The sequence below is a fragment of the Chamaesiphon minutus PCC 6605 genome, assembly GCF_000317145.1.
Classification (GTDB): Bacteria; Cyanobacteriota; Cyanobacteriia; order Cyanobacteriales; family Chamaesiphonaceae; genus Chamaesiphon; species Chamaesiphon minutus.
On the sequence record NC_019697.1, the window covers coordinates 469,581 to 494,457 of the forward strand.

General features: G+C 45.1%; 30 protein-coding genes and 1 pseudogene. 10 read left to right on the forward strand and 21 right to left on the reverse strand.

All coding sequences use genetic code 11. The features are described from left to right. Positions 1 to 194 precede the first annotated feature (194 nt). Positions 195 to 617: a hypothetical protein gene (locus tag CHA6605_RS02180; RefSeq protein WP_015157915.1), complete on the reverse strand. Its 423-nt coding sequence runs from the start codon at positions 615 to 617 to the stop codon at positions 195 to 197. Between the two features lie 305 nt (positions 618 to 922). On the opposite strand from CHA6605_RS02180, the gene CHA6605_RS02185 reads away from it, so the two are divergent. After that, positions 923 to 1,972, forward strand: coding sequence for a Fic family protein (locus CHA6605_RS02185; protein ID WP_015157916.1), 1,050 nt, complete (start codon positions 923 to 925; stop codon positions 1,970 to 1,972). A gap of 54 nt (positions 1,973 to 2,026) precedes the next feature. Here the strand turns inward: CHA6605_RS02185 and CHA6605_RS02190 are convergent, their stop codons facing one another. Beyond that, the gene (locus CHA6605_RS02190) at positions 2,027 to 2,902 is read right to left on the reverse strand and encodes a three-Cys-motif partner protein TcmP (RefSeq protein WP_015157917.1); all 876 of its coding nucleotides are present in this window, start codon (positions 2,900 to 2,902) and stop codon (positions 2,027 to 2,029) included. 19 nt (positions 2,903 to 2,921) lie between these two features. Then, positions 2,922 to 3,719, reverse strand: a complete 798-nt coding sequence (locus CHA6605_RS02195) for a DUF5131 family protein (protein WP_015157918.1) — start codon at positions 3,717 to 3,719, stop codon at positions 2,922 to 2,924. A 185-nt stretch (positions 3,720 to 3,904) separates the two neighbouring features. Here CHA6605_RS02195 and CHA6605_RS02200 point away from each other — a divergent pair, with 185 nt between their 5' ends. Further along, positions 3,905 to 4,894 carry an ABC transporter ATP-binding protein gene (locus CHA6605_RS02200; RefSeq protein WP_015157919.1) on the forward strand — a complete coding sequence of 330 codons (990 nt, stop codon included), beginning with the start codon at positions 3,905 to 3,907 and terminating at the stop codon, positions 4,892 to 4,894. Continuing rightward, positions 4,887 to 5,663: an ABC transporter permease gene (locus tag CHA6605_RS02205; protein WP_015157920.1), complete on the forward strand. Its 777-nt coding sequence runs from the start codon at positions 4,887 to 4,889 to the stop codon at positions 5,661 to 5,663. Before CHA6605_RS02200 ends, CHA6605_RS02205 begins: the two co-directional genes overlap by 8 nt. Positions 5,664 to 5,765: 102 nt before the next feature. On the opposite strand, the gene CHA6605_RS33505 is transcribed toward CHA6605_RS02205, so the two are convergent. Further along, positions 5,766 to 5,939, reverse strand: a complete 174-nt coding sequence (locus CHA6605_RS33505) for a hypothetical protein (RefSeq protein ID WP_157259729.1) — start codon at positions 5,937 to 5,939, stop codon at positions 5,766 to 5,768. 80 nt (positions 5,940 to 6,019) lie between these two features. Here CHA6605_RS33505 and CHA6605_RS02210 point away from each other — a divergent pair, with 80 nt between their 5' ends. Beyond that, positions 6,020 to 6,418: a nuclear transport factor 2 family protein gene (locus tag CHA6605_RS02210; protein ID WP_015157921.1), complete on the forward strand. Its 399-nt coding sequence runs from the start codon at positions 6,020 to 6,022 to the stop codon at positions 6,416 to 6,418. Positions 6,419 to 6,730: 312 nt separating this feature from the next. Continuing rightward, complete coding sequence (locus tag CHA6605_RS02215; RefSeq protein ID WP_015157922.1) at positions 6,731 to 7,141, forward strand: Nif11-like leader peptide family RiPP precursor; 411 nt, start codon at positions 6,731 to 6,733, stop codon at positions 7,139 to 7,141. A gap of 6 nt (positions 7,142 to 7,147) precedes the next feature. Here CHA6605_RS02215 and CHA6605_RS02220 read toward each other — a convergent pair whose 3' ends face one another. Genes CHA6605_RS02220 through CHA6605_RS02230 form a run of 3 tightly spaced genes read right to left on the reverse strand, consistent with a single transcriptional unit; the run spans position 7,148 to position 9,005 of the window. Beyond that, on the reverse strand, positions 7,148 to 7,570 hold the full coding sequence (locus CHA6605_RS02220; RefSeq protein WP_015157923.1) for a hypothetical protein: 423 nt from the start codon (positions 7,568 to 7,570) through the stop codon (positions 7,148 to 7,150). A gap of 49 nt (positions 7,571 to 7,619) precedes the next feature. Then, positions 7,620 to 8,315 carry an SDR family oxidoreductase gene (locus CHA6605_RS02225; protein ID WP_041547459.1) on the reverse strand — a complete coding sequence of 232 codons (696 nt, stop codon included), beginning with the start codon at positions 8,313 to 8,315 and terminating at the stop codon, positions 7,620 to 7,622. Between the two features lie 15 nt (positions 8,316 to 8,330). After that, entirely contained in the window at positions 8,331 to 9,005 is a 675-nt protein-coding gene (locus CHA6605_RS02230) for a GNAT family N-acetyltransferase (RefSeq protein ID WP_015157925.1), read from the reverse strand. A gap of 120 nt (positions 9,006 to 9,125) precedes the next feature. On the opposite strand from CHA6605_RS02230, the gene CHA6605_RS02235 reads away from it, so the two are divergent. Continuing rightward, the gene (locus CHA6605_RS02235; protein ID WP_015157926.1) at positions 9,126 to 9,719 is read left to right on the forward strand and encodes a TetR/AcrR family transcriptional regulator; all 594 of its coding nucleotides are present in this window, start codon (positions 9,126 to 9,128) and stop codon (positions 9,717 to 9,719) included. An 87-nt stretch (positions 9,720 to 9,806) separates the two neighbouring features. On the opposite strand, the gene CHA6605_RS02240 is transcribed toward CHA6605_RS02235, so the two are convergent. Further along, positions 9,807 to 11,471 (reverse strand): GMC oxidoreductase, encoded by a 1,665-nt coding sequence (locus CHA6605_RS02240; protein ID WP_015157927.1) that lies wholly within the window; start codon positions 11,469 to 11,471, stop codon positions 9,807 to 9,809. Between the two features lie 84 nt (positions 11,472 to 11,555). On the opposite strand from CHA6605_RS02240, the gene CHA6605_RS33510 reads away from it, so the two are divergent. After that, the gene (locus tag CHA6605_RS33510) at positions 11,556 to 11,723 is read left to right on the forward strand and encodes a hypothetical protein (protein WP_157259731.1); all 168 of its coding nucleotides are present in this window, start codon (positions 11,556 to 11,558) and stop codon (positions 11,721 to 11,723) included. Here CHA6605_RS33510 and hpsJ-A read toward each other — a convergent pair. Both hpsJ-A and CHA6605_RS33515 read right to left on the reverse strand, forming a co-directional pair. Continuing rightward, positions 11,713 to 12,357, reverse strand: coding sequence for an HpsJ-like protein, cyanoexosortase A-associated (gene hpsJ-A / locus CHA6605_RS02245; protein WP_015157928.1), 645 nt, complete (start codon positions 12,355 to 12,357; stop codon positions 11,713 to 11,715). The genes CHA6605_RS33510 and hpsJ-A overlap by 11 nt on opposite strands. 58 nt (positions 12,358 to 12,415) lie before the next feature. Further along, on the reverse strand, positions 12,416 to 12,568 hold the full coding sequence (locus CHA6605_RS33515; protein ID WP_157259733.1) for a hypothetical protein: 153 nt from the start codon (positions 12,566 to 12,568) through the stop codon (positions 12,416 to 12,418). 201 nt (positions 12,569 to 12,769) lie between these two features. On the opposite strand from CHA6605_RS33515, the pseudogene CHA6605_RS02250 reads away from it, so the two are divergent. Then, positions 12,770 to 14,142, forward strand: a pseudogene (locus CHA6605_RS02250) (IS4 family transposase). On the opposite strand, the gene CHA6605_RS02255 reads toward CHA6605_RS02250, so the two are convergent. The 6 genes from CHA6605_RS02255 to CHA6605_RS02280 form a co-directional block, all read right to left on the reverse strand. After that, positions 14,139 to 14,609, reverse strand: coding sequence for a hypothetical protein (locus CHA6605_RS02255; protein ID WP_015157929.1), 471 nt, complete (start codon positions 14,607 to 14,609; stop codon positions 14,139 to 14,141). The pseudogene CHA6605_RS02250 and the gene CHA6605_RS02255 sit on opposite strands and share 4 nt — an antisense overlap. Further along, the gene (gene crtA, locus CHA6605_RS02260) at positions 14,606 to 15,469 is read right to left on the reverse strand and encodes a cyanoexosortase A (protein WP_015157930.1); all 864 of its coding nucleotides are present in this window, start codon (positions 15,467 to 15,469) and stop codon (positions 14,606 to 14,608) included. Before crtA ends, CHA6605_RS02255 begins: the two co-directional genes overlap by 4 nt. A 414-nt stretch (positions 15,470 to 15,883) precedes the next feature. Further along, on the reverse strand, positions 15,884 to 16,516 hold the full coding sequence (locus CHA6605_RS31160) for a hypothetical protein (RefSeq protein ID WP_015157931.1): 633 nt from the start codon (positions 16,514 to 16,516) through the stop codon (positions 15,884 to 15,886). 295 nt (positions 16,517 to 16,811) lie between these two features. Next, the gene (locus CHA6605_RS02270) at positions 16,812 to 17,180 is read right to left on the reverse strand and encodes a VOC family protein (protein WP_041548622.1); all 369 of its coding nucleotides are present in this window, start codon (positions 17,178 to 17,180) and stop codon (positions 16,812 to 16,814) included. 106 nt (positions 17,181 to 17,286) lie between these two features. Then, on the reverse strand, positions 17,287 to 18,261 hold the full coding sequence (locus CHA6605_RS02275) for a cysteine synthase A (protein ID WP_015157933.1): 975 nt from the start codon (positions 18,259 to 18,261) through the stop codon (positions 17,287 to 17,289). 121 nt (positions 18,262 to 18,382) lie between these two features. After that, positions 18,383 to 19,177, reverse strand: a complete 795-nt coding sequence (locus CHA6605_RS02280; protein ID WP_015157934.1) for a nucleotidyltransferase domain-containing protein — start codon at positions 19,175 to 19,177, stop codon at positions 18,383 to 18,385. Positions 19,178 to 19,292: 115 nt separating this feature from the next. Between CHA6605_RS02280 and ispF the strand changes: the two genes are divergently transcribed. Together ispF and CHA6605_RS02290 are read left to right on the forward strand one after the other, a co-directional pair. Further along, the gene (gene ispF / locus CHA6605_RS02285; RefSeq protein WP_015157935.1) at positions 19,293 to 19,778 is read left to right on the forward strand and encodes a 2-C-methyl-D-erythritol 2,4-cyclodiphosphate synthase; all 486 of its coding nucleotides are present in this window, start codon (positions 19,293 to 19,295) and stop codon (positions 19,776 to 19,778) included. 214 nt (positions 19,779 to 19,992) lie between these two features. After that, on the forward strand, positions 19,993 to 20,805 hold the full coding sequence (locus tag CHA6605_RS02290) for a tetratricopeptide repeat protein (RefSeq protein ID WP_015157936.1): 813 nt from the start codon (positions 19,993 to 19,995) through the stop codon (positions 20,803 to 20,805). A gap of 117 nt (positions 20,806 to 20,922) precedes the next feature. On the opposite strand, the gene CHA6605_RS02295 is transcribed toward CHA6605_RS02290, so the two are convergent. The 5 genes from CHA6605_RS02295 to CHA6605_RS02315 all read right to left on the reverse strand — a co-directional run bounded on the left by CHA6605_RS02295 (position 20,923) and on the right by CHA6605_RS02315 (position 24,793). Continuing rightward, positions 20,923 to 21,525: a DedA family protein gene (locus CHA6605_RS02295; protein ID WP_015157937.1), complete on the reverse strand. Its 603-nt coding sequence runs from the start codon at positions 21,523 to 21,525 to the stop codon at positions 20,923 to 20,925. A 35-nt stretch (positions 21,526 to 21,560) separates the two neighbouring features. Further along, positions 21,561 to 22,271 (reverse strand): potassium channel family protein, encoded by a 711-nt coding sequence (locus CHA6605_RS02300; protein WP_015157938.1) that lies wholly within the window; start codon positions 22,269 to 22,271, stop codon positions 21,561 to 21,563. 96 nt (positions 22,272 to 22,367) lie between these two features. Further along, positions 22,368 to 23,702 (reverse strand): TrkH family potassium uptake protein, encoded by a 1,335-nt coding sequence (locus CHA6605_RS02305; protein WP_015157939.1) that lies wholly within the window; start codon positions 23,700 to 23,702, stop codon positions 22,368 to 22,370. A 39-nt stretch (positions 23,703 to 23,741) separates the two neighbouring features. Further along, positions 23,742 to 24,143 carry a fasciclin domain-containing protein gene (locus tag CHA6605_RS02310; RefSeq protein ID WP_015157940.1) on the reverse strand — a complete coding sequence of 134 codons (402 nt, stop codon included), beginning with the start codon at positions 24,141 to 24,143 and terminating at the stop codon, positions 23,742 to 23,744. Positions 24,144 to 24,295: 152 nt separating this feature from the next. Next, a complete protein-coding gene (locus tag CHA6605_RS02315) occupies positions 24,296 to 24,793 on the reverse strand; it encodes a GNAT family N-acetyltransferase (RefSeq protein ID WP_015157941.1) in 498 nt (165 codons plus the stop codon). Between the last annotated feature and the right edge of the window lie 84 nt (positions 24,794 to 24,877).

Consider the following 24,877-nt stretch of genomic DNA (forward strand, 5'->3'; position numbering starts at 1 on the left):
TTCTCTTCGCCGTTAGCCCTCGGAACTTCTACCGACGAAACCCCAGATAATACAAGAACGTGCCGATATTTTCGCTTTGATGATGTGGCAATTTGGACTAGAGAACTATCAACCTCGATCGATTTAAGTGGACATAATTGGCTACGATCGAACCTGCGGAATGTGGGAGGCAAAAGTACGATTTAAATTGGTGTTTACTGATGAGGTGTCATCAAACTAGCTGCTAGGATTGTCACAGAAAAGCACATTGACAAAAATGTCAACCCTGTTAAGATCGCGATAGTTTTTTTATTGCTTTTGAGGACTTTTTGTAATTGCTCGATCGCTCGATCGTGTTCGGCAAGTACATTAGTCTGCCGTCTACACGCATCTGATAGTTTTTCGAGTAAATCGATACATCTTTCGGTGCGGGATTCTGTACCTTCATCTAACTTTGATACGGCTTGATGAACGAGCGAGATCATCTCGATTAGTTCATCCCGAATCGGGTTAGAGCTAAACCTGCGATTTTTCTCGCTCGATATCTCGTAGTCGGGATCTTTTTGACTCGATTGTAAGTATTCTCTGAGTTTCTCTGCTGATATTTTAAACTCGTCTTCTGGTGAATTGTCTTCCATGTTGATTTTATAGAACTAACGCTTGTCACCGAACATAATCCCTGCCGTCATCTGCCCATCGAGTGAAATCTATTTATCAATAATTGTACCTACTTATCTCGGTTCATTGCGATCGAAGTCAGGAATGTTTGGCTCGATCTCTCCCAACCCAAATCCTCAGCCAATCTTACCGATCTTTGCTAAGTTTTAACATTCGCCCAACGGCTCGCATCACCTATATCAAGCATCTATAAATTAGTTAATTGGACATAATCGGACATAATTGGCTACGATCGGTTCATTAATCGGACAAGGTAGTCACTCTAATGACAAATATTGACATTCCGATCGGGCAAGAACTCGTGTTACTCATTGCCGAAATTGACGAGTTTAAAGGCAAATGGCGGGCACTCAATACCTTAGCACCAGATAGATTGGCAGCACTCCGAAAGATTGCCACGATCGAGAGTGTCGGTTCTTCCACGCGGATTGAAGGAGCTAGACTGACCGATCGACAAGTACAAGCATTGCTAGCAAATGTGGGCAAACAAAGCTTCACATCCCGCGACGAGCAGGAGGTAGCGGGCTATGCCGCAGTTATGGATGCGATTTTTGTAAGCTGGGAATCGATCCCATTTTCAGAAAATTACATCAAACAGTTTCACAAGATGCTACTGAAATATAGTCCTAAAGACGAGCGACATCGGGGCAAATATAAGAAGTTTGAGAATAGCGTGCAAGCTTTCGACGTCGATGGAAACAGTTTAGGGATTGTATTTGAAACTACCTCCCCGTTCTATACTCCCCGCCAGATGTCTGAAATTGTCACCCAGACAGCAGATCGCCTGATTTCACCCACGATTCATCCGCTGCTGACAATCGGGATTTTTGTGGTTACCTTTCTGGCAATCCATCCATTTCAGGATGGAAATGGTCGTTTGTCCCGAATTTTGACGACACTGTTGCTGTTGAAAGCTGGATATAGCTATGTGCCATATTCTTCGCTCGAAAGCATTATCGAAGAGAGTAAAGAGGGCTATTATCTCGCTCTACGCCAGACTCAAGGTACTATCGGCTCGGATCGATCGCCTAACTGGGAACCTTGGTTACTGTTCTTCTTTCGTGTTCTGCAACGCCAGAAGAACAGACTCCAAACTAAACTGGACAACGAAAGAATCATGGCTTCAACCTTGCCATTGCTATCGGTACGCATCCTCGAATTAGCCAAGGAGCATGGCAGAGTAACGACTCAATCGATCGAACAAGCAACAGGCGAAAGTCGCAGCACGATTAAGGCACGGCTCAAACAACTGACTCTCGATCGATTATTAATTCGTTATGGCAATGGCAGATCTACTTGGTACGGACTTAGTTAAGCGATCGAAAGGTAAAGGAAAAATGCTAAAGGGGAATCCATCGAATTTTGGATATTACGACTGCTGTCTTAATTTTTCATGTAAATTAAAAATTTCGTTTGTAATTTTGATAGCTGTCTGATTGTGACTTGCCAAGCACAATGCATACAATGCTGAATTTGTAGAGTTTCGCATCAGAACAGGTCTGCTTACATGTGGAAAGAGAGATCTTAGTTGAGCTGTGTAAAGACTTGCCAACCATTCAGCCGGAATCGTCTCACGACTCAGCGAAGACTCTTCCTGATTTCCAAACAAATTTAATTGAGTTACAGGAGATTCTTTGTAGATTTGATTAATCCAATCTGTACTGCCCATCACCTTGTTTAATTGCTCTATCACTTCTGGGCTTGGGCTTCGATCTCTGGGTAGAAGGCGAGTAACGCCCATTACAGAGAAATTCACAAAAATATCACATGTTCTGGTATTGGCTAGTTCTTGAACCGTTTCCCAATCAACCTGCAACCCATAAGGATCTAAAAATACAAATGCTCTCTTTTTTGACGAGTAAGGAAGTTGAGGAATAATATCGTTCCTCAAAACCTCGTTACAGTTTCCCTGGCATATATCGATCTTGCAATCTGGAAACTCTTCACGGAGCTTTTCTACACGCTCTATACGCCGAGATGACAAATCCACAAACCAGTACCCATCAAACTTCGGTTCTGTTTGTAAGGCACGCAGGGGTGAACCTTCGATATATCTCTCATCATCTTTTGCTCTAGGATTAACAGAGCCAGCAAAGGCGTCAATGTAATAGTAAGCTCTAAGCCAATCTTTTTTTTGCTCATTCATGATGACTGAATAAGCTTTCAGGTATTTAGTCAGTAAATTTAGTTTGTCCTCAGACCATCGCCCAATAATATCTTCACCTTCGCTACCAAATCGATTCATTTTTGGACTCTTGTAATATTTATTTAGCAGAAACAGAAATTATCTGTCTGTTTTCTAACAGATCTGGCTTTTTGTGCCGAGATATTTTCTGGTTTTGCCACTTATTAATATGTTCATCCCACATCGGAGGCATCTCATCCCAAATACGATCGTCAAGCAGCCTACCACCAGATTTAGAATGTGTTCCTCCCCATTGTTTAAAGAAAAAGGCAACATCAGTTTCCCGTGTTTGATTCAATATTTCTCTAACCCATTCAGGTTTCATTGGACGATGTTGATATCCAGACTCGCCACCAACAATTACCCAATCTATTCCTTTCAAATCAAGGCTTAACGATCCCAACAGCGGCTCACACGATAAAAAACGTACTTTTGAGGGCACTTGGCGTAAAGCATCAATTCTATGACTATATTGCTGACTTTCTACAGACACACCCATCCAAATATTTTCAGCCCAATCCAGCTTAGGTGCTAACTCAGCCAACCGCTCGTCACGCTTAGTTAAAACTTGATATATATGCCAAGGAGTTTCTCGCATAACAGCGAAGACTGCCTGCAAATATGCCAAAGGTACCTCTTCATGAAAAAGATCGCTCATGGAATTGACAAAGATTCGACTGGGCGTGCGCCACTTTCTCGGTTGCTCCAATCGCTCTTGATGTAATGTTAATTTGAAACCCTGGGGAAAACTTCGCGGAAATCGTGTTGTCAACGCTTCCGCATAACAATATCGACAACCAGGACTCACCTTATTGCATCCAGTCGTCGGGTTCCAAGTTTTATCAGTCCATTCAATACCAGTATTTGTGCTTGACATTTTGCTAGTATACACCTCAATCGGACTGCACCGAAACCTATATTATAGTACAAAATACCCATAAGCTTTATGACTTGACACAGTTCTTCGCAAGTGGGTACTGCAAATTAGAGCGGACGCAAAGCAGATGAAGTCGATCGATCGCCTCATACTCGATGTGGCTAAACAACCGATACCTTGATGACATGCATAACACAATGACACCACCCGATCTGATTATTTCTACGGCAAACCTCACTAAATCCTACGGCAAACGGCAGATTGTCAGTAACCTGAATTTAGCAGTACCCAGAGGTTCTATTTGTGGTTTTCTTGGCTCTAATGGGGCGGGCAAAAGTACCACCATTAAGCTCTTGCTGGGGCTGGTACAGCCGACGAGCGGTGTCGGGACTGTTTTTGGTAAAAATATCGTTACCGATAGCCTAGCAATTCGCGATCGAGTGGGTTTCTTGGCTCAATCGCCGAGTTTTTATGGCTATTTGACAGCCAGAGAAACGCTCCAATTTGTGGCTTCGTTCTTCTTTACTGGCTCCAAAACGGCAATCGCGGCACGAATTGGGGAATTAATTGAATTGGTGGGTTTGAGCGGCAAAGCCAATCGCCCCGTGAAGGGTTTTTCTGGGGGCGAAAAGCAAAGATTGGGAATTGCCCAAGCGGCGATTAACGATCCAGAATTAATTATTCTCGACGAGCCAGCCTCCGCACTCGATCCGTTGGGGCGGCGGGATGTATTAAAGATTCTCGAAAGTTTTCGCGGACGCAGTACGGTGTTTTATTCTACTCATATTCTCGATGATGTGCAGCGGGTGAGCGACAGGGTAGTAATTCTCGAACGTGGTAAATCGATCGCCCAAGGATCGATCGAGGAATTATTAGCGGGCGATTTGAGTTTATTTCACATGACGGTGCGCGGCGATGGTTTGCTACTTAAAGCTCGATTACTATCGATACCTTGGGTTAAAAAGATCGAGTTAGAAGCTGGCATCCCCGACTTAAAAAATAGGCGCACGACTAAACTCCAAATTCATGTCACCGACTCTCACACCGCCGAAACCGAATTGTTGCGACTGGCGATCGCCGACACGGAAACGATCGTCACCCAATTTGAAAGATCGGCTCACAATCTCGAAGATATTTTTGTCAATTTAGTCGCTGGAGGCACCAAATATGAATGAGCGAGATTTTGGACTCCAGCGCGTCTCTAATAGTTGGTATCGCGGTTTTGATGCCATCTATCGCAAAGAGCTAGCCGCATGGTTTGGCACTCATCGCTGGATAAATCAGTCGATTATTTGGATGGCACTTACTTTAACTCCCGCGCTGATGGTTCCGGCTACTACTCACGATCGCGGTGTGGCAGTTTTAACATTATTTCTGTGGTCGGGGAGTAATATGATGTCAATCGGGACGGTAATTCTGACTCAAGGCGCGATCGTCGAAGAAAAACTTACGCAAACTTTAATGTGGATTTTTTCTAAACCGTTATCGCCTGCGGGTTTTGTGCTCGGTAAATTTGCCGCTTATGCCGTATTTATTGCGGCGATCGTCATTGGTGCGCCGTCGATTTTTATCTATGTTTATGCCTTGTTTACTGGTTTGCCAGCAAGTATCTCGATTTTTAACTATTTCATCGGGGTATTGATGCTCTATTTGGTGGTGCTATTTGTGTTAGCATTTACTATTTTATTGGGAGTATTATTCGATCGTATTGCCGCAGTAACAGCACTGGCATTGACGATCTTTTTTAGCGGCTCGAGTATAAAATCTAACTCCCAAATTCGCTGGATCGAACCATATACCGTCTGGGCACTCCAACACAATTCCTACGAAACAATGATGGGAAATTTTCCAAGTACGGTTTGGTTGGCAATGGTAAGCGCGGTTATCTCGATCGCTGTAATCCTAACGATCTCCATTATCTGGATGCAGCGATCGGAACTATAGTAACTAGTAGTCTACGGCGTAAATAAGGTTACTATTTTGGGAGACTTTGAGACTGGGAGAAAGAAACGGTACCCTCATTTCCGCTGCTTAATACTAGTATATTTAAGCTGGTGCAAGATGTGAGAAGTGCGATTCATGTCGATCGAGGATGTTACCTTGGAGATCGACTACTATATACGTACCGTTCCAATCTTCAGCATGTCGAATCAAAACGGGCATTTCGGCTTGAATGGAAGTCACTGGCGGTACTCCTTGGGGAATGAATACTTCATGCACACCGTCTCAGATAGAGTGTGCGGATTTAACTCTCGATCGAGTACTTCAGAATCGATCGAAATTGAAAAGGGACGATCGCCATGAGCGCAGGACAAGAAAATACTTTAAAAGTTGGTCATCAGGCATTTGAACGCCTTCAACATGGTTTGACAACAGCGGACTGGACTCCCATGTTAGATCTCCTCACCGAAGACTTTACTTTTTGGTTTCCTGTCGGCGCATACCACGGGTTAAATGTGGGTAAGGAGAGAGCGCAAGCTTTTTTCCAACATGTCTCCGAAGTGTTCGGTAAAACCATCAAAGTCACCAGTCTAGAGCGCGTTACCAGCAATGAGACTACGATTGTATTTGAGTTTCGCGATGAGGGGATGATGTTCGACACACCTTATGCCAATCGGATTGCGGTATCTTTTGACGTGCGCGGGGACAAAATTTGTGGCTATCGAGAATATTTTGGGAGCGATGGTAAATCGAATTAACGTAGAAATGCTATGCTCACATATTGTATCAATGCAATCAGTAACATTTTGAGAGATCGCTTTACCTACAGTTCTATTCTGGTCACACCAGTAAGGTGGACACTGCTCATGGATAAAGCCAGATGAAGCAAAAGATTGAGATTATTATCGATCGCAAACGCTTCACAATTATCTCAAAATAAACTCACCAGCATCAATAATTTAATAATGTACAAAGGATCGATCTAATCACGATCGTGTAGCTCATTTCTGAGGATTTCGATAGTATGATTACAGTTGCCAGTCGATATATTTTGAGAGGATGCTGTTGATATGCTATCTAAATCGGTACGAGCTTTTAACGATCGAGTAGCGGCTTCTCCAGAATTGCAAACAAAGCTCCGCGCCGTAACTTCTCCGATCGATTTTTTAGCCCTGGCAAAGTCAGAAGGACTCGATCTCAGCGGTCAAGATTTTCAGACGATCGCGCAGCAGGCATATCAACAGTGGCTGGAACAGTTAGCTCCCAAGATGAGGGAGTTCTTTAGTCGGGTTCATAGTACCAAAGAATTGGACGAGCGATTAAAAGTCTCTCAGTCGAGTACTGATGTTATTGCGTTGGCGCAGGAGTGTGGCGTCGAGCTATCGGCGGATGACCTCCAACAAGCGGCAACGGTAGCGGAATGTATTCCTGGCTTTAGCTTTGAAAAGCTCTGGTTCAGGGGATTAGGTTTGAGTAAATAGTACGGACTAGTTTTTCTCAACTTGAATTGGCTCGGCTGTTTTACGCATAGTCAGTAGCACAAAGGCGATCGATTCTGGGACGAGTGCGGCAATTGCCGTGAGTTGTAGCGAGCGAGTTTCAGATGCGTTAAATAACCCCGCCGCACCGCTCAAATATGCAGAGATAACATCGGTAGCATCAATCGCAATGCACGCCAATAACAGAGTCTTCACAGTACTGAGATCGGCAATAGCCACGAGGATCGCCAGTAAGATGTCTCTAATTGCCCACACCCGAATAATGTAAGGCATTTGGATATTTGAATCGATCGGGATGTTGAGCTGTGCCATCAACCATAACGGATCGACATAGCCCACCGCACTCAGACTAAACCGAACCAGACACATCAAACCGATGAGGAAAACGACATACCAACTTTGACCTCTCATATTTACCCTCCCAGATCTAATTTATTAGAAAATAAGGCCGAAAACTGCATTAAGCACCCTCGCCTAACATTGCAGGCACATCGATTTCTTTGATGCAGGTGGCTCGCGATAACGAGAGAATGCAATCGATAATCTTTAACATATCCGTCAGCGGAATCGCTTCACCGCCGCTTAAATTGTCTGCGGCAAGATCCGCTAAAACTTCGGGTGTGCCCACGTTACCAGGATTGATTACCGTCACACCGATTTGCTGAGAACGCAATTCTTCGCGCAATGAATGCACTACCCCCCGCAACCCGAACTTAGACGCACTATTAGCAACTTCTCGCCCAGAGAAATTATCTCGCACTGAGAGCGCGCCCATGAAGATGATTTTTGGATTATGAGATCGTCTGAGGGCAGGTAGTAAAGCTTTAACCAATCGAATCGGAGCTAATAAATTTACCGCAATTACTCGATCGATATCCTCATCAGTACAATCTTCAAAGCGATACTGACTGGTAAAAGCATGAGTTTCCCAAGTTCCGCCCATGTATAGTAAGGCATCTAATCGATCGCTTCCAATTGCTGTTGCTACCGTTTCCACCCCCGCAAGCTGGGATAAATCTGCCTGAATCCATTCACCAATTGGTGCCGGAGTCCGCGCAACCGCTAACAATCGATCGGATCTATCTACTAAATGTTCGGCCACCGCCAGCCCAATCCCACGGCTCGCACCCGCTACAACTATCGTCTCGAACGACATCATTAGTGCTCCTGTTTAGTTCAAACACATACCAAATTTAGTAATTCCTGGAAATTCGACCCCAAACAGTTGGCTAAAATAATCAGCATGAAAAGTTTGGTAGGGCTTGAACCCGATCGACTCATAAGTATGACGAGCCGCATCGTTCCCATTAATGACCATAATTCCGGCATGAGAATGCTGTTGCGATCGACCTTTTTCTAATACGGCTTTGAGTAAAACTTTTCCTAACCCGCGACCCCGTGCTTCCGGTATTACGGCCACATTTTCAATAATCCAAGGTGCTTGAGGGGTGAGAAATAATGGTCGGGAGTCGCCGCCCCAAAATTGCTCGTAGCGATCTCCAAAGGCGGTAGCGATTTCTGACGACCAGTTTAATCGATCGGCGATTTTGGCTAGGCAAGAGAGCCGCAACGGGCAGTAATCCTCCGCATTGGGGGTGTATCCTGCTGCTGCGGCAACGGGCTTACCGTCCTCTTCCAAGATCGAGAAATCATTCACAGCTCCCCAGTTACAAGCATTTGTCTGCAATTGAGTTTCAATAAATTGCAGCGCGCTGGTGCCTGTACCTTGCAAAATGTCGTCCCAGAAGCAGTGATTTAACGGCGGTAGGGACGCTTCATATACGATCCTGGCGAGAAACGGAATATCAGCGATCGATGCTGTGCGGACGTTGATTGTGGATTGCATTCCCATCTCCTTGTAGAGCATCTTAATAACAGATACAATCTGTATGTATCCTTTATACTGCAATACCTTTTTTGTTGTCAAGATACATACAGTATGAATGCTAACTAAGAATAAGCTACCATGTCCGCCAAACTGACCAAAGCCGAACAAACCCAACGCACTCGCCGCGCCATTCTCGATCGAGCGCATCATCTATTTGCTACCAAAGGCTATGCCGCCACTGGCACCGAAGAAACGATCGAGGGATTAGGAATTACGCGTGGGGCACTGTATCACCAGTTCGGCGATAAGTTGGGTTTATTTAAGGCCGTAATTGCCGAAGCCTATGACGAAATTACAGAATATATTAGATCCAAAGTTCAGCCATTAGATGACAATTGGGAACAGTTGGTGGTGGGTTGTCAGGCATTTTTAGAAATTGCCCAACAAGATAATTTGCGACGATTGGTGTTTATTGAAGCTCCAGCAGTTTTAGCCGCAGATACCTTAGTTGAGTTCGATCGATATGGATTTGGGCTACTCCATCAGGCGATTGAGGTTGCCGTCAAAGAGGGCAAGCTAAACACGATCGATGCCGAAGGTTTCGCTCATTTGGTCAATGGTGCGCTGAATGAATTAGCTGCTTGGGTCGCGCAATCTGACGATCCCGAACGATTGAAAACGGCTCAAAAATTAGTCGAAACCTTGTTAAATCGGCAAAAGACTAGTACTTAGTGTAGAGATAGTCGGGTACCCACAAGGGGCACCCCTACAGATTAATTGTGCTGCTGAATTGATGTATGAAATTTCAGGTATCGATCGTCAAAAACCGCCCTTACCGATCTCCTCAGCAATAAAAGCACAAGCACGCGCAGTCACAGCCATCTCCGTCAAAGTGGGACTTTGCCATCCCGAAGATGGCCAGCAGGCTCCGTCGGTGACAAAGAGATTCGGTGCATCCCAGCACTGATTGTGCGGGTTGACGACTGAATTAGTCGGATCTGTCCCCATCCGCGCGCCGCCGACTTCGTGGATGTAATAGCCTGGAGGAGCCGAAAAAGACATCGTATGTTCCATCTTGCTCACCAGCTCGCTAAACAGCGGAATCCGAAACATCTCCGTCAACTTCATTGGTTTACCGCCAGCTACCGCGATCGTTTCATCGATCTGGGCGTGCATGTGCGCTAGCATCCGCTGTTCGTTATCCGACCAAGCACACTCGATATGCGGCACGGGAATCCCCCATGCGTCTACTACATCCTCACTTAACTGAATCCGATTGTCGAAGCGGGGTAAAACCTCCCCATGTGCGATCGCAAATCCGATCGAACCTTTTCCAACCTTCCGCACGATACCAGGTAAATCGAAGCGTTGTACGCCGCCCCAGATGCCGTAGCCGCGCAAAAAATCTTCGGTTTGCGATTCCAAATTGACAAAGCAGGGAATGAAAAAGCTATCGCAGCCAGACAGAGCGAAAGGTTTGGCAGGTGGTTGCAAGCCAGGGATGAAAAAGAAGGTGGAAGTAGATACGTGATCCATCAAAAAGCGACCGAGCATTCCCGATCGATCGACTAACCCACCCGATCGATAACGTGCGGTAGAATGCAACAGAATCCGCACGGACTCGATCGTCGAAGCACACAAGATGATGGTACGCCCGAATACTCGATGAGTTGTCTTGTTCGTGCGATCGATATATTCCACCCCAGTAGCTTTGTGAGTATCGGGATCGAAAATGACATGACTGACTACCGCATCAGATTTGAGCGTTACATTCCCAGTCTCGATCGCGACATGCAGCGAAGAACCTTGACTCGAAGACGACGGCCAAGCTGCCGATCTTGTGGACTTATTCAATCCAAAACCGCGCGAAGCGATCAACTTGCGATCGGGCCATTTTGTTTCGACTACTTGCTTGAGATGTAGTTCGCCAGGAGTCAATGGAATCGTCGGTTGATAGTCACCATCGGGTAATTGTGCCAGCCCATCGCGATCTCCGCGCACCTGAAAGAACCGCTCCAACTTACTATAATAAGGGGCTAAATCGGCATACTCGATCGGCCAATCTTGCTCGTGGCCGTCGCGACTAGCCGCTTTAAACTCATAATCCGACAAGCGTAAGGTAATCCCGCCCCAGGTCAGACTTTTGCCCCCGACTTGACGACCGCGAATCCACGAAAATGGTCGATCGGGTGGCGTAGTGTAGGGATTATCCTTCTCATCGACGAATAAATCTGGGTTAGTTTTCCAATAACCGGGGTGCATCGCTTGGTATGACTGCCGCCCAGAGATCGCTAGATTGTAAAACCGCTTTGCCATATCTTGCACCGGATGCCCCAGATCTGCCTGTGGATCGACTGCTGACCCCGCTTCTAGCACGAGGACTTTCAATCCCCGTTCGCTGAGTTCTTTTGCTGCCACGCCCCCATTAGCCCCCGATCCGACGACGATTGCATCATAGATCTCAGCAGAAAAGTCGTCACTCATTTTGCGTTTTACCTCGGTTCGATCTGTTGGCCCCGCGCCCAGTCTGCGTCATTAGCGATCTGTTGAATTTGTCAGTACAGGGACATGCCAAAGATCTTACCCCAATATTCAACCAGACAGCGCGAATTTACCTGGAAAAACATTCATTCGATCGCAGTTTTTAAGGCGAGCGGACACTCTATCAAAATAGAAGACATGACATCCGCTCGTCCGATTCTACTAGCAGCATTCAGAAACAACTTTATTGTCTAGCCCAAGCAGTACCCGCCCACAACCGCACGAATAAGACACCTGTAACTAAAGCACCCAATCCCCACTTCACAGCACTTTTGACTAAAGTCGTTCTTTGAGTACCTTTACTAATATTCGACTGATCTTTTAAGTTCTTCTCAACAGTAGCGGCTTCCTGCATCGCTTTAGCCTTAAAAGCTGTCGCATCTGTCATTTGCACGCGACTACTCTTCATCAGAGCTTCTACTTGAGTGCCTGACATCTTGTCAAGTTGCGTTTGAATCTGCTGTGCTTGAGTAATTCTGGGATCGAATTGCGCGCTGACTTGTGATTGAGCGCGGTCGTTTAGGGTGGGTAAGGTCACAAAGAAAACCACCACCAATAGAAAATAGAAGATTGCCGATACCAACGCAATCCAAGACAATCCCTTGAGTACCAACATCTCTCGCTTTTTGCGGATCTCTTGGTTGCCATAAAAGACGAGGATAAAGCCGATCAGCGGTACGGCGGAGCGTTCTACAAATCCTCCAGCAGTCTGAAACTGCCAGCCAGGATTGCTAAATTGAGGCGGTACGAGCGCGCTGACTACATCAAATAGTGTCAGTAACAATAGTCCATAACCAACAACGCGAAAGAGAACTAGAGCTGGAGTCATAAAAAAATAGCACCTGATTATTTAATTTGTCCGGAGTAAATAAAATTGAGTTAGCAATTTAGGCGGCGGGGAAATTTCCCTGCCACCAACGAATCCAATTTACTCCTGTTGTTTCTAATATTTTCATCGTAGCATCAGGAGCGGCTTCATCGATTGGGGTGGAGAGCAATGTCCATAGGCAGCGGCTATCCCTAAAGGTTTGCCGTCCCATCAACCACGGTATAAACCGATGGAAGGGGATACCATTACCCAGTGGATTGGGACTGCTATTGCTATGAAATTGATCCCCAGTTACCGTGCTAATCCCTTGCGGACCATTCGTGACAAGTTAAGAAAATCAGAGATTTGTCAAAAAGGTAATAAAAAGATGCCAAACTGTTTCTAGTCAAGAGTTTGAGGGAATAGAGGCCTGATGACCAGCCGCCGAAGAAGTAACCGCGACCACGCCAAAAAGAACCACCAACCAGGTGTGGAAGATGAGATCATCGCCGCTCAAGTAGAGGCTTTATTGACACCAGCAATTTTCAATCAAAGTCATTACTACCGACAATTAGGGCTGAGAAATCGGCTGTTAAATTTACCCTTGATGATGGCAGCAGTGCTGACGCTACTGTGGCGGAATGTGCCAGGAGTCAGAGAACTAAGCCGAATGTTAGGGCGAGAAGGATTTTTGTGGTGTGAGCCAACACAAGTAAGTCAACAGGCGATTGCACAAAGATTTCTGACCTTTCCATCTGAGTTATTTGAGAGAGTGTTTAAGGAATTACTGCCAGAATTTAGAGTGAAGTGGCACCAGAGAAAACAGCGATTGTTGCCACAAAGCATTGAATTTGCTCAAGCAAAATTTGAGCGGATTTGGGCATGTGATGGCTCCACATTGGAAGCGATATTCAAGAAATTAGATAGCTTATCTGATGTGCCAATCGGACAACTAGCGGGAAAAATGGGAGTAGTCATAGATTTGGTGACGAGATTGCCGATTGAAATCTGGTTTAGAGAAAATCCCAAAGCTTCAGATGTTAATTTTGAGAAAGATATCCTGAATTTAGTAACATCGGGCACTTTATTGCTCTTGGATCGAGGCTTCTATCATTTCCAATTTTGGCAAGAATTAATTAACAGAGATATTCATTTTATTACTCGATTAAAAAAGGTGCATCGCTACAGATAGAGCGAGTATTTAGCAATAGTTATAGTATCCGTGACCGAATAGTGCGGATGGGGTCTGGCACCAAAAAGACTCCATATATAACTGTAAGATTAGTCGAAATTAAAGTGGGTAAAGTCTGGTATTCTTATCTAACTAGTGTACTCGACCCATTGAATCTTCCTCCCTATGTAGTCGCCGATTTGTACGGAAGACGGTGGCGAATTGAAGAGGCTTTTAATACTGTTAAACGATTGCTCGGGTTGAGTTATTTATGGACTGGTTCAGTTAATGGAATTAAATTACAGATGTGGGGGACTTGGCTGTTTTATGCAGTTCTAGTCGATTTAGGTGATGCTGTAGCTGATGAATTATCTCTCCCATTCGACCGCATTTCTTTAGAGATGATTTATCGAGGTCTTTATCATTTTCATGTAGCTCATCATAAAGGTTTAGCTGCCAATCCAGTCACCTATTTTGCTGCCCCAGAGAATCAAGATTTAGGTATTGTTAAAACTGTTCGTAAACCTAATGTTAAGTTAATTATTGCACCTTTTCCTGATTCTATGAGTCGAACAGACAATTTTTTCTTCGACTCATCGCCTCAAGCCCGCTTGACAAGTGCGATCGCTTCTTAACTTGTCACTAATGCTTGCGGACTGATACAAGTACCAAAATAAGCGGTTTTGCGATCGACAAACAAGCTATAAAAACCCACACCAGGTTGTTGCTTCATCGTGGCTGGTACGAGGACACTCACTGGAACCTTGCTAAACTGGGGTAGCATGGCATCCATGGTCGGACGATTGGACACCCCATCGGTAACATAGCGGATCTGAATATCGATCGGTTGAGGCTTATTGTCGTAGCGATAAGACATCCCTGTCGCGAGCTGCTTATTAGGAAAAGCATGGTCGGCTAGGGGTTTACTCGCTAACATCTTTATTGGCAATGGCACCTGCTGCGGATAATCAAACTTGGCAGGCTCGCGCAGACTTGCCTTGGTAGGATTATTCAAAATTGCATTACCCAGTACGCCAATGGCACTGCCACACAAGATGACTAGCAAAGATTGACGCGCTAAAGTGGCTACAGACACCATCATTCTGCATCCTCCCGTACTGGCAATGCAGGTGTAAAGAATTTAATCAGCAACCAGACCAGCCCCACTAATAATATCGTTCCGATGACCGAAAATACCAGCGAACCCGAACCCTCATGCCAGTATTCAAAAGATTTCATCTGTTTTTGAGATACCAAAATTGCCATTAAGGCTACCCGTGCGGCGTTAACTACAAACCCGATCGCGATCGCCGCTACAGGTATAATCAATTTTTGAGACCGTTTCCAGGGCAACGGTAACAACATCAGAAATAAGATTGACATGCCTAGTAATTGTGTCATAGCCACTACTCCAGAGCAGCCGCTATACACCTGGACGACACCACCTGGCATCTGAATGTAAATACCATTTTGGGTGACAGGAAAGCCTGCATACCATAGCATGGCAGTCGCAAATTGAGCGGTCAGTGGCGATGGATCTGTAAGTGTAGCTAGCAAAACTTCCGGGATACCTGAAAAAAATAGCAGCATGAGTTCTCGCCAATATTCTTTCAATCCCTGAAAACCAGACGCGATCGTCGCCAGCGCAATGCCAGCGATGAGTGGGTAAATAATTAAAAAAGATTCTTCACAATAGCCTGTAGTTTTAACTAAAAGTAACGAAAGTAAGACGGCACCGAACGAGCTGGCTGCCAGACTGGTGTGATATTTAAGCTGGGACTGTCGCTCCCAAATTAAATAGGCAGCAGTCGCCCAAAATAGCATACTCGTGATTTGGCGATCGGGACTACCAATTTTTAAGACCAAAGTCAGATGAATGGCAATAACTGTCGAGCATAAAACTAATAATAAAAGAGTTGGTGATGTCAGGGATCTGCGATCGAACAAAGCCTGCTGTTTCATGCTTTTAATACATTAATATTAATTGTCTACTTTTAAGTTCTCTATGAGCGACAGAGTTGATGCGTTTCGACTATGTCGATAGATTCGCTTTGGAATCCGGAAACTATCAACATTAGTATTGCTTATTATGGTCGATCGCTTTTGCTGTTTATGATAAATAAATTCTATTTAGTCGAGGCTCGGCTATAAGCGTAGCCTCTTAATTGCAAGCTGCATATCTGAACTTAGAACTTTTAGGAGTGTCCGATCTCTCAAATCTGCGACTCGATTCGATCGCTGTCAACGGTAGGCAAACACGTCGTATCTGCCCCAGCAAAAAGTTTGGCTACTTTAACCCAAGTCACAGTGACGGATTCAGGAACCGCAATTAATGCATCACCAGTTAGAATTGGAGCATCCGCTAAAAGCTAAAATTTAACGAGTTTGAACGCCCAGGCCATTTTGTTCGTTACCATTCAACCAAATTTGGCAAGTATTCCGAGGTGTTGCTGGCGTTGACTGCGTTGTGGCAATCGCGTCTATTCTCGAATCGCAGGTGTAGTGAGCGATCGCAATTTTTTGGGTATTACAGATTTTGAGGTTATACCCGTAGCTTTGGGCGACGCGACCGAATCGATCGACAGTGCGATATCGATCGATATAATCTAAAATATTCCAGTACTGAGTATTAACTATTACATAAATTTGATTTTGACGGCGATCGGCAACCCAGTTTGTTACTAATTTGGCCGGAAATTCTTCGCTCGTCCACCATAAGCTAGGTACGGTCATTCCTTTTGGAGATGCGGTATCGGCAGTGACAATATTTGGATTATTCTGACGATCGGTCGCAGTTAATGATGTCTGGTCGAGCTTGCAAATTTCTGGGATCGAGGGTGTTAAGCTTGACTGCGATAAGGCGATCGCACTCCATCCCCAACCCCAAATCAGAGCCAAACTGATGCTACAACCGATCGCTCGATTTCGCACTTTCTCACCATATTTCCCTTTTTTTGTCAATCCAATTAGAGTTTTTAGTCGCACGATCGTCAAATCTTGAGCTTTCATGGTAGTTAAGTGCTTTTGAATGATGACGATATTCGATCGCACTAGTTGCGATCGAATTGCATTAAAAATGGCAATATTTTCACTCCTACCCTCTACCCTCTACTTTCTCCACCCACCAATAATGATTGACTAGCACGAGACGGCAGAAATGACGCTACCATTTCTTGCCAACTCTCCCTGTCTTGTCTTGTCTTATCTCGCTAAACCGTCGGGAAACTCGACTTTTCGCGCATCGCTCCCCGATCTCCGCCACAATAGTAACTAGATTTACGCCGTAGACTCCTAGCGACATCTATTAGGTGCCGAGCCAGGTAAGTTCGATCGCATTACCATCGGGATCTTGGGTAAAGAGCGCGGCTCTGCCAGAATTGCTCATTTTAACGACACAATTAGCAGCGAGGAGTTGTTGTTTGGCTGCATCCAAATCGCTAACGGCAAAAGCAATATGCGGGTTACGAGTCGATACATTGAGGTCGATTTTAGCATCGGATCGATCGGCATTCTCGATCAAATGAATCTGAAAATCGCCGATTTGATACCAAGCTCCTGGATAATTGAGATGGCGATCGACCCGTTGCAATCCCAATACCCCACTATAAAATGCGATCGCCCGATCGAGATCCGAGACGATGGTTGCAGCGTGGATACAATTGGTAATTTTAATCATAGAGGGTAGTAGATAGTGAATAGTGGATAGTGGATGAGGTTTAGAGTTTTAGAACTGCGTTTTCAGTCCCATCGTCTCCCCGTTTCCTCCTCCCCCTCGTTAGTTAATCGATACTCAAACCTTTAGTTGCCAACCAGGCTCGATCGAAGATGCGGGATTGATAGCGGGCACCACCATCGCATAAGATCGTCACGATTGTATGTCCTGGCCCCATTTGTTTGGCCAGTCTGACTGCGGCAGCGACGTTAATTCCTACCGAACCACCCATAAATAAGCCATCTTTGCGGAGGAGTTGATAGACGACTTCGATACATTCTCGATCGGGGATTTGGATCGCATCATCGATAGGCGCGCCTTCCATGTTGCCCGTAATCCGACTATTTCCGATGCCCTCAGTTATCGAACTGCCTTCGAGGGTAATCGTACCAGTCTTAACATAACTATATAACCCACTTCCCATCGGATCGGCGACGATACTTTTTATCTGCGGATTTTTTTCTTTGAGAAACATCGATACGCCTGCAAATGTTCCTCCCGTGCCCGTCGAAGCTACCCAACCATCGATTTTGCCATCGGTTTGCGCCCAAATTTCTGGCCCAGTTGTTTCGTAATGTGCTAGACGATTGGCAAGATTTTCAAATTGATTTGCCCAGATCGCGTTTTCCATTTCCGCCGCGACACGACCGGACAATTTGACATAATTATTCGGATCTTTGTAGGGTACTGCGGGCACTGTGCGGACTTCTGCGCCGAGGGTGCGTAATGCTTCTATTTTTTCTGCTGACTGGGTGTCGGGGATGATAATCAGGCATTTATAGCCCTTAGCATTGCAAATATGCGCCAGTCCGATGCCAGTATTACCAGCCGTACCTTCAACGACGGTACCACCTGGTTTGAGGATGCCGCGCCGCTCGGCATCTTCGATGATATATAAAGCCGCCCGATCTTTGACGGAACCACCAGGATTGAGAAATTCAGCTTTACCTAAAATTTCACATCCGGTGGCATCGCTAAAGCTATTGAGCCGAATTAATGGGGTGTTGCCGATTGCTTTTGAAAAGCCGTATTTGATATCCATTTTAATAATTGATAATTGATAATTAATATTTTAGTACTAGGCAGCGTAATTAAGTGAGGTTACTATTCCTCACTCCTCGCGCCCCGCTTCCCGCAACATAGTGGCTCTTGGATCGAGACTACTAATTACTATTTAAAGCGTATTGCTGAAATAGAAGATCGAGATTATCAGAGTTAGTATTGACTTTAGAAATTAATTTTACTGCTAATTCGCAATTTTCTATTTCCGATCGAATAAACTCATTGAGGAGCGGAATGGGGGCAATTATGGTGGATTCATTGGCAGTTGCTTTAATTGTTAATAGTCGATCTATCTCAGCTACGATATCTCGACGATCGCTAATTAATTCCATCAATTTACTCAAAACCATTGGCGGAAATGTTTGATAAGTAATAATCCATTTGGCAGCTAAAATCGGACGGAGGGCATAAAAATACTTCTTCAACTTGACAGTATCAAATTGTAGATGTTCGCGATAGCAGCCGATCGTCATATTTAGATAATGATGTATTCCCGCGCGACAGGAATAATAATTACTCGCTAAATTTAGTAATTCTTGAGGAAGATGAGTACGATCGGCATAGACAATTGGCGATTGAATCCATTCATAAATTGCCGAGTTAGAGCCTTTAAATAATTTTAAAGCTTTACGCAGATCCCAACCATTAATATCTAGTAATGAATTGACAGGAAGATCGACCGTGTCTGGACGATCGTCGATCGATAAATACCATGCTAATGGACGCAGATAGATAAATCGTACATCGTAGTCGCTATCTGGCGAAGGAAATCCCCACGCACGGCTCCCCGATTCACAAGCATAGAGAATAGTTAGCTGCTCCGCGATCGCAAGTTGCTGCAACTTAGCGGTGATGGTAGGATCGATATCTACCGCTACTGTCCTGTCTGTTTCCATCGCTCCCCGTTCCTATCATAGGCTGGCTCGCTCTTTGACGATCGAGAGTTAGTTCTCGACCTGCCGCGCCAACTATACTAATAAATATTTTGACACATTCAATACCGCAAACTCCATGAACATCCGGATCGGCAATGGTTATGATATTCATCGCCTCGTTTCAGATCGTCCCCTCATTTTAGGTGGTGTCAAAATCGAGCACGAGTTGGGCTTGCTGGGACACAGCGATGCCGATGTCCTCACTCATGCCATTATGGATGCGATGCTGGGTGCGCTGAGTCTGGGCGATATCGGACATTATTTTCCGCCTACTGACGCCAAATGGGCGGGTGCTGATAGTATCGAACTCCTCAAACAAGTCAATACTCTAATTATCGATCGCGGCTGGCAAATTAGTAATCTCGACACGGTTGTCGTCGCCGAACGTCCCAAGCTCAAGCCCCATATTAATTCTATGCGCGATCGATTGGCGAAAGCTCTCCAATTATCGCCGGAACAAGTCGGTGTCAAAGCTACTACCAATGAGAAGTTAGACGCGACAGGAAGAGAAGAGGGGATTTGTGCGTATGCAGTAGTTTTATTGACTAACCCAAGTTCCTAGTTCTTTAGAGTGTCAGCGATTGAAATCGCCGCTCATGATGCAAAGTCCGGTTGTTGTCGCAAGCGGCAAAAGCCTGCCGACGCGGACTAATCAAGCAAGTTCGCGTAAGCGGACTTTGCATCATTAGGAGCGGTTTCTAACTGCTTAGATTATCTATTTGTTTTATCTGGCTAATTCATTTACAGTGAGAGTGAGAATATAGAGATAAAAATTTATGATTTGGCGTTGGTTGGTGGGTATTGTGGCGATCGTGCTAATCTTGTTAACTCCAATTAGTTCTGGTTTAGCACAGCCAGCACCGACTGATGTTACCGACGCTCAATTCGAGCTGGGTGATAAGTTACGTACCCAAGCTTTTACCGCTACTAATGAGGGAGATTTTGCCAAAGCAGAACAGTATTGGACGAAATTGATCGAGCTGTTCCCGCAGAATCCGGCAATCTGGAGCAACCGGGGCAATTCCCGCGTCAGTCAGAATAAATTGAATGAAGCAATTACCGATTTTAATAAGTCGATCGAGTTATTACCAGATCGTCCCGATGCTTATCTCAATCGCGGCACGGCTTTAGAAGGTTTGGGTAAATGGAATGAAGCGATCGCTGACTATCAGTATATCCTCTCGATCGATCCTAAAGATGCGATGGCTTACAATAATTTAGGTAATGCCTATGCAGGTTTGGGCGAGTGGGATAAGGCAATTAAAAATTATGTCAAAGCGTCAGAAATTGCACCTGATTTTGCATTCGCACGGGCTAATTATGCCCTAGCTTTATATCAGAATGGTGAGACGGCAGAAGCAATCCGCAACATGAAAAATATCGTCAGAAAATATCGCGATTTTCCAGATGTACGGGCGGCATTGAGTGCAGCTTTATGGCAAGATGGTCAACGCGGTGAAGCTGAAAGTAATTGGGTTGCTGTGATTGGCTTGGATAGTCGGTATAAGGATTTAGATTGGGTCAGAAATACTCGCCGTTGGCCGCCAAATATGGTGGCGGCGTTAGAAAAATTCTTGAAATTGCAGTAATCGAACCTTCATCAAAAATTAGGGTAGCGGCAATTCATGAATTGCCGCTACCCTAATTTTTTAAGATTGCACCGAGTGAAAATTTTTGCTAAATTCAGAGTGCCATTTAGCCTGAAATTAATTTCTGGAGCGCATTTTCTTGAAGATGGCATACCCGAGCAAACCTAATAGTCCAAACACGACTAGTTTAGAAACTGGAGCTAAATATCCTTCGATCGAGGCATAGTTATCGCCCAGCAGAAATCCCGCCGCAGTTAAGGCTAGCGTCCAGATCGAGGTGCCGATCGTTGAATAAATGGTAAAAGAGATAAACGGCATCTGATTCATCCCTGCGGGCAGCGAAATCAGCGTCCTAATTCCCGGTACCATCCGTCCAAAAAAGACGGCTCTGACTCCATATTTATTAAACCAATCATTGACTCGATCGATATCTTTGGCAGTTACGCCGATCCATTTGCCATACCGCTCCGTCCAAGTCTGTAATCTCTGATAATTGACCAGTCGGCCTAGATAATACCAAGCATAAGTGCCTGCCATCGTGCCAACGGTACCCGCCAGCACAGCCAGACCAAAATTCATTTTACCTTGAGCAACTGTAAAGCCAGCCAAAGGCATAATTAACTCGGATGGAATTGGCGGAAAGAGATTTTCTAAGAACATTAGCAGCCCGATACCCCAGTATCCCAAACTGCCCATTAAGTTATTAATCCATTCCACCATTTTCTAAATCGCTCCAGATATTTTACAGATATTTTTTAGAGTGGCAATCGATCGAGATCCCGTTTATTACCAATGACAACCAATACATCATTTTGCTGGAGACGACGATCGGGTTTGGGATTGATATCAAAATTTTTAGATTGGCCGATCGCTAACACGTTAATACCATAATCGCTCCGCAGTTGTAACTCCAAGATCGTTTTGCCATAAAAAGATTCGGGCACTTTAATCTCGACAATACTGTGTTCGGGGTCTAAATCCAAGCTTTCTAAAAGTCCCGGTCTCACTAGCGTCTGAGCTAGGTTGCAGCCTGCTTCGTATTCTGGTAATACTACTCGATCGGCTCCAACTTTTTGCAGCAGTTTGGCATGAACTTCAGAGGAGGCTTTGGCAATAACATTGGTAACGCCAGCTTCTTTAAGATTTAGCGTCGTGATGATACTTTCTTGCAGGTAATTCCCGATCGATACGATGACCGTATCGAACTCAAATATCCCGGCCTCCTTTAAGGATAATGGATTGGTGGAGTCAATGACCAGCGCGTGAGCTGCCAGTCCTGATGCTAAAATGTCGTCTACACGTTTTTCATTGATATCTGTGCCCAGGACTTCATATCCAGCTTTGTGTAACGTTTCACAGACCGCTCGTCCAAATCGACCTAATCCAATTACCGCAAACTGACGGGCTTTATTGGGTCTTAAATTGCGAAAAAAGCTAAAAGATTGGCGTTCTAGTGACTGTGACATAGGGGGTGGATGGGTAATGGGTAATGGGTAATGGGTAATGGGGTAATGGGGTAATGGGTAATCCCTCTGTTCTATCCCCTATCCCCTCTATCCTCATTAACCAACTAATAGTGATTCTTCAGGGTACTTAACGGTAGTGGTGCGCGGATCTCCCAGGAGTGCGGCAATTAGCAGCAAAATTCCGACTCGCCCGATATACATCGTAGCGATTAATACTAGCTTACTAAATGGTGTCAGTCCTGCGGTAATCCCGGTCGAAAGTCCGACTGTGGCAAAAGCGGAAACTACTTCAAAGAGAATGCGAATAAAATCTAGTTTCGGATCTGCCAGGGCAATTGCCATCGTGGCAAACACAACTGTTAGTAGCGAGCCAAAGGTGACAGCAATTGCTTTTAATAGCAGCGAGTTGGGTACCTGACGACGATAGAGGATTACCGATTCTTTGCCTCGGAGGATTGCGTAAGTACAGCTTGCCAATAACCGCGCTGTGGTGGTTTTAATACCTCCTGCCGTGCCGCCAGGACTACCCCCGACTAACATTAGCGCAATCGTCACAAATAACCCGGCAGTGGTCATTTTGGAAATGTCGATCGTATTAAAGCCCGCCGTGCGGCTGGTGACTGATTGAAACCAGGCTGCAAGTACTTGTTGTGGGAAACTCAGCGCGCCTAAAGTTTGAGGATTCCTAATTTCGATCGCCCAAATTGCCAACGTTCCGCCCAGCAATAGAAACAGGGTCGTACTCACCGCCACCTGAAAATTGAGCGATCGAGAAATCCCGCTCCTCTGGCATTGCAGTCGCGCTCGTCCCCTCAGATATAGCTCTAAAATTACTTCATAACCGATCCCGCCAAAAATAATCAGTCCCGTAATCACCCCATTTACCAGCCAGGAACCCTGATAGCCGACTAAATTATCCGAGAATAGTCCAAATCCGGCATTATTCCAGGCACTGATACTATGGAAGAGTGCGAACCAAAGTCCTTTCTGCCAGCCGAGATCGGGGACGAATACCAGTAGTAACAAAAAAGCCCCCGTTAGTTCAAATAACATGGTTGTCGCCACGATCGACTGGAGAATCTGAGTACTACCTTGAAGCGATCGCCGATCGAGCGATTGCTGAATGGCCACTTTGTCCTTGAGACCGAATCTACGACCCAGCAACAATAGTAAAAAGGTGGTCACTGTCATATAACCCAACCCGCCAACCTGAATTAGCAGCAAGATCGCCAACTGCCCCAATCGGGAGAAATAAGTGGCTGTATCGACGACAACATGCCCTGTCACACAGACTGCGGACGTGGCCGTAAACAAAGCGACGATCGGGTCATTCCATTGGCCGTTACTCGTCGAAATCGGCAGCATCAATAGCAGCGCGCCGAACGAGATAACCGCCATAAACCCTAGGCAAATACTGCGTGAAACCGTCATATGTAAAACAAGTACTGGGGCAATGCCAATACATAATCTCTACCCCATTAATATTACTCGATCGATAACATGAATAATTCCATTGTCGGCTTCAATATCTGCGGCGATGACCGTTGAGTTTTTGACCTCGAAGCCATCACTACAATCGATCGAAATTGGCGAACCTTCGAGCGAGTCTACCTTTCCGAGTTTAGCGAGGTCGGCTTGGGTAAACTTTCCTGCTACTACATGAAATTTGAGGATGCGGGCTAGTTGGGGTGGGTTTTGGACTAAAGTTTGGACTGTACCAGGGGGTAATGCCGCAAAGGCAGCATCGACGGGGGCAAATACGGTAAATGGCCCAGGTGATTGTAATGCTTCGACTAATCCGGCTGCTTGGACGGCAGCGACGAGGGTTTTAAAGTTATCGTTACTAACTGCAATTTCTACAATATTTGGCATTTTATTTATCCTGAATTTATCTATTTTGTAGGGTGGGCACTGCCCACATATTTAAATACAACTAGCTCAATGTCTCTTGTTCTCGATCGATTTTTACAATCGATCGAGATGTTGGTGGGCAGTGCCCACCCTACGGTGTATATTAAAATCTTTCACAACTTTTTCTCCCAAAATAGAGCTTTGCCCAGTTGGGGATTGAGTGCGTAGCCTTCAAATCCAAACGATCGATATGCTTTTTGAGCGATATAGTTATGCTCCAAAACTTCCAGCGTCAGTTTGCAACAGCCTAAATCGACGGCAATTTGTTCGGCAAATTGCAACATTAATTTAGATAATCCTAAACCTCTATACGGCAACGAGACGATCGCGTCATGAATATTCAATAACGGTTGACAAGCAAAAGTAGAAAATCCTTCAAAACAAATAATTAATCCGGCTGGTTTTCGCTCTACAAAAGCGAGAATCACATAACTAGTCTTTCGTTTGGTTAATTCGGAAATTAGATGAGTTTTTACATAATCAGACAATCCCCTACTGCCACCCATCGGGTCGCTTGCGTATTCATCCATCAATGTTATGACAGCCAGAGCGTGTTCGGCAACAGTTAAATCTGCTTCAATTACTTCGATCGTGGATGTATCTATCGTCATAACTTATTGGATGATTTTCGACATATTTTAGCTTACTTGAGAGCGATCGTCTCACAATCTTCTCGAAGTAAGCTATCTGGCGCA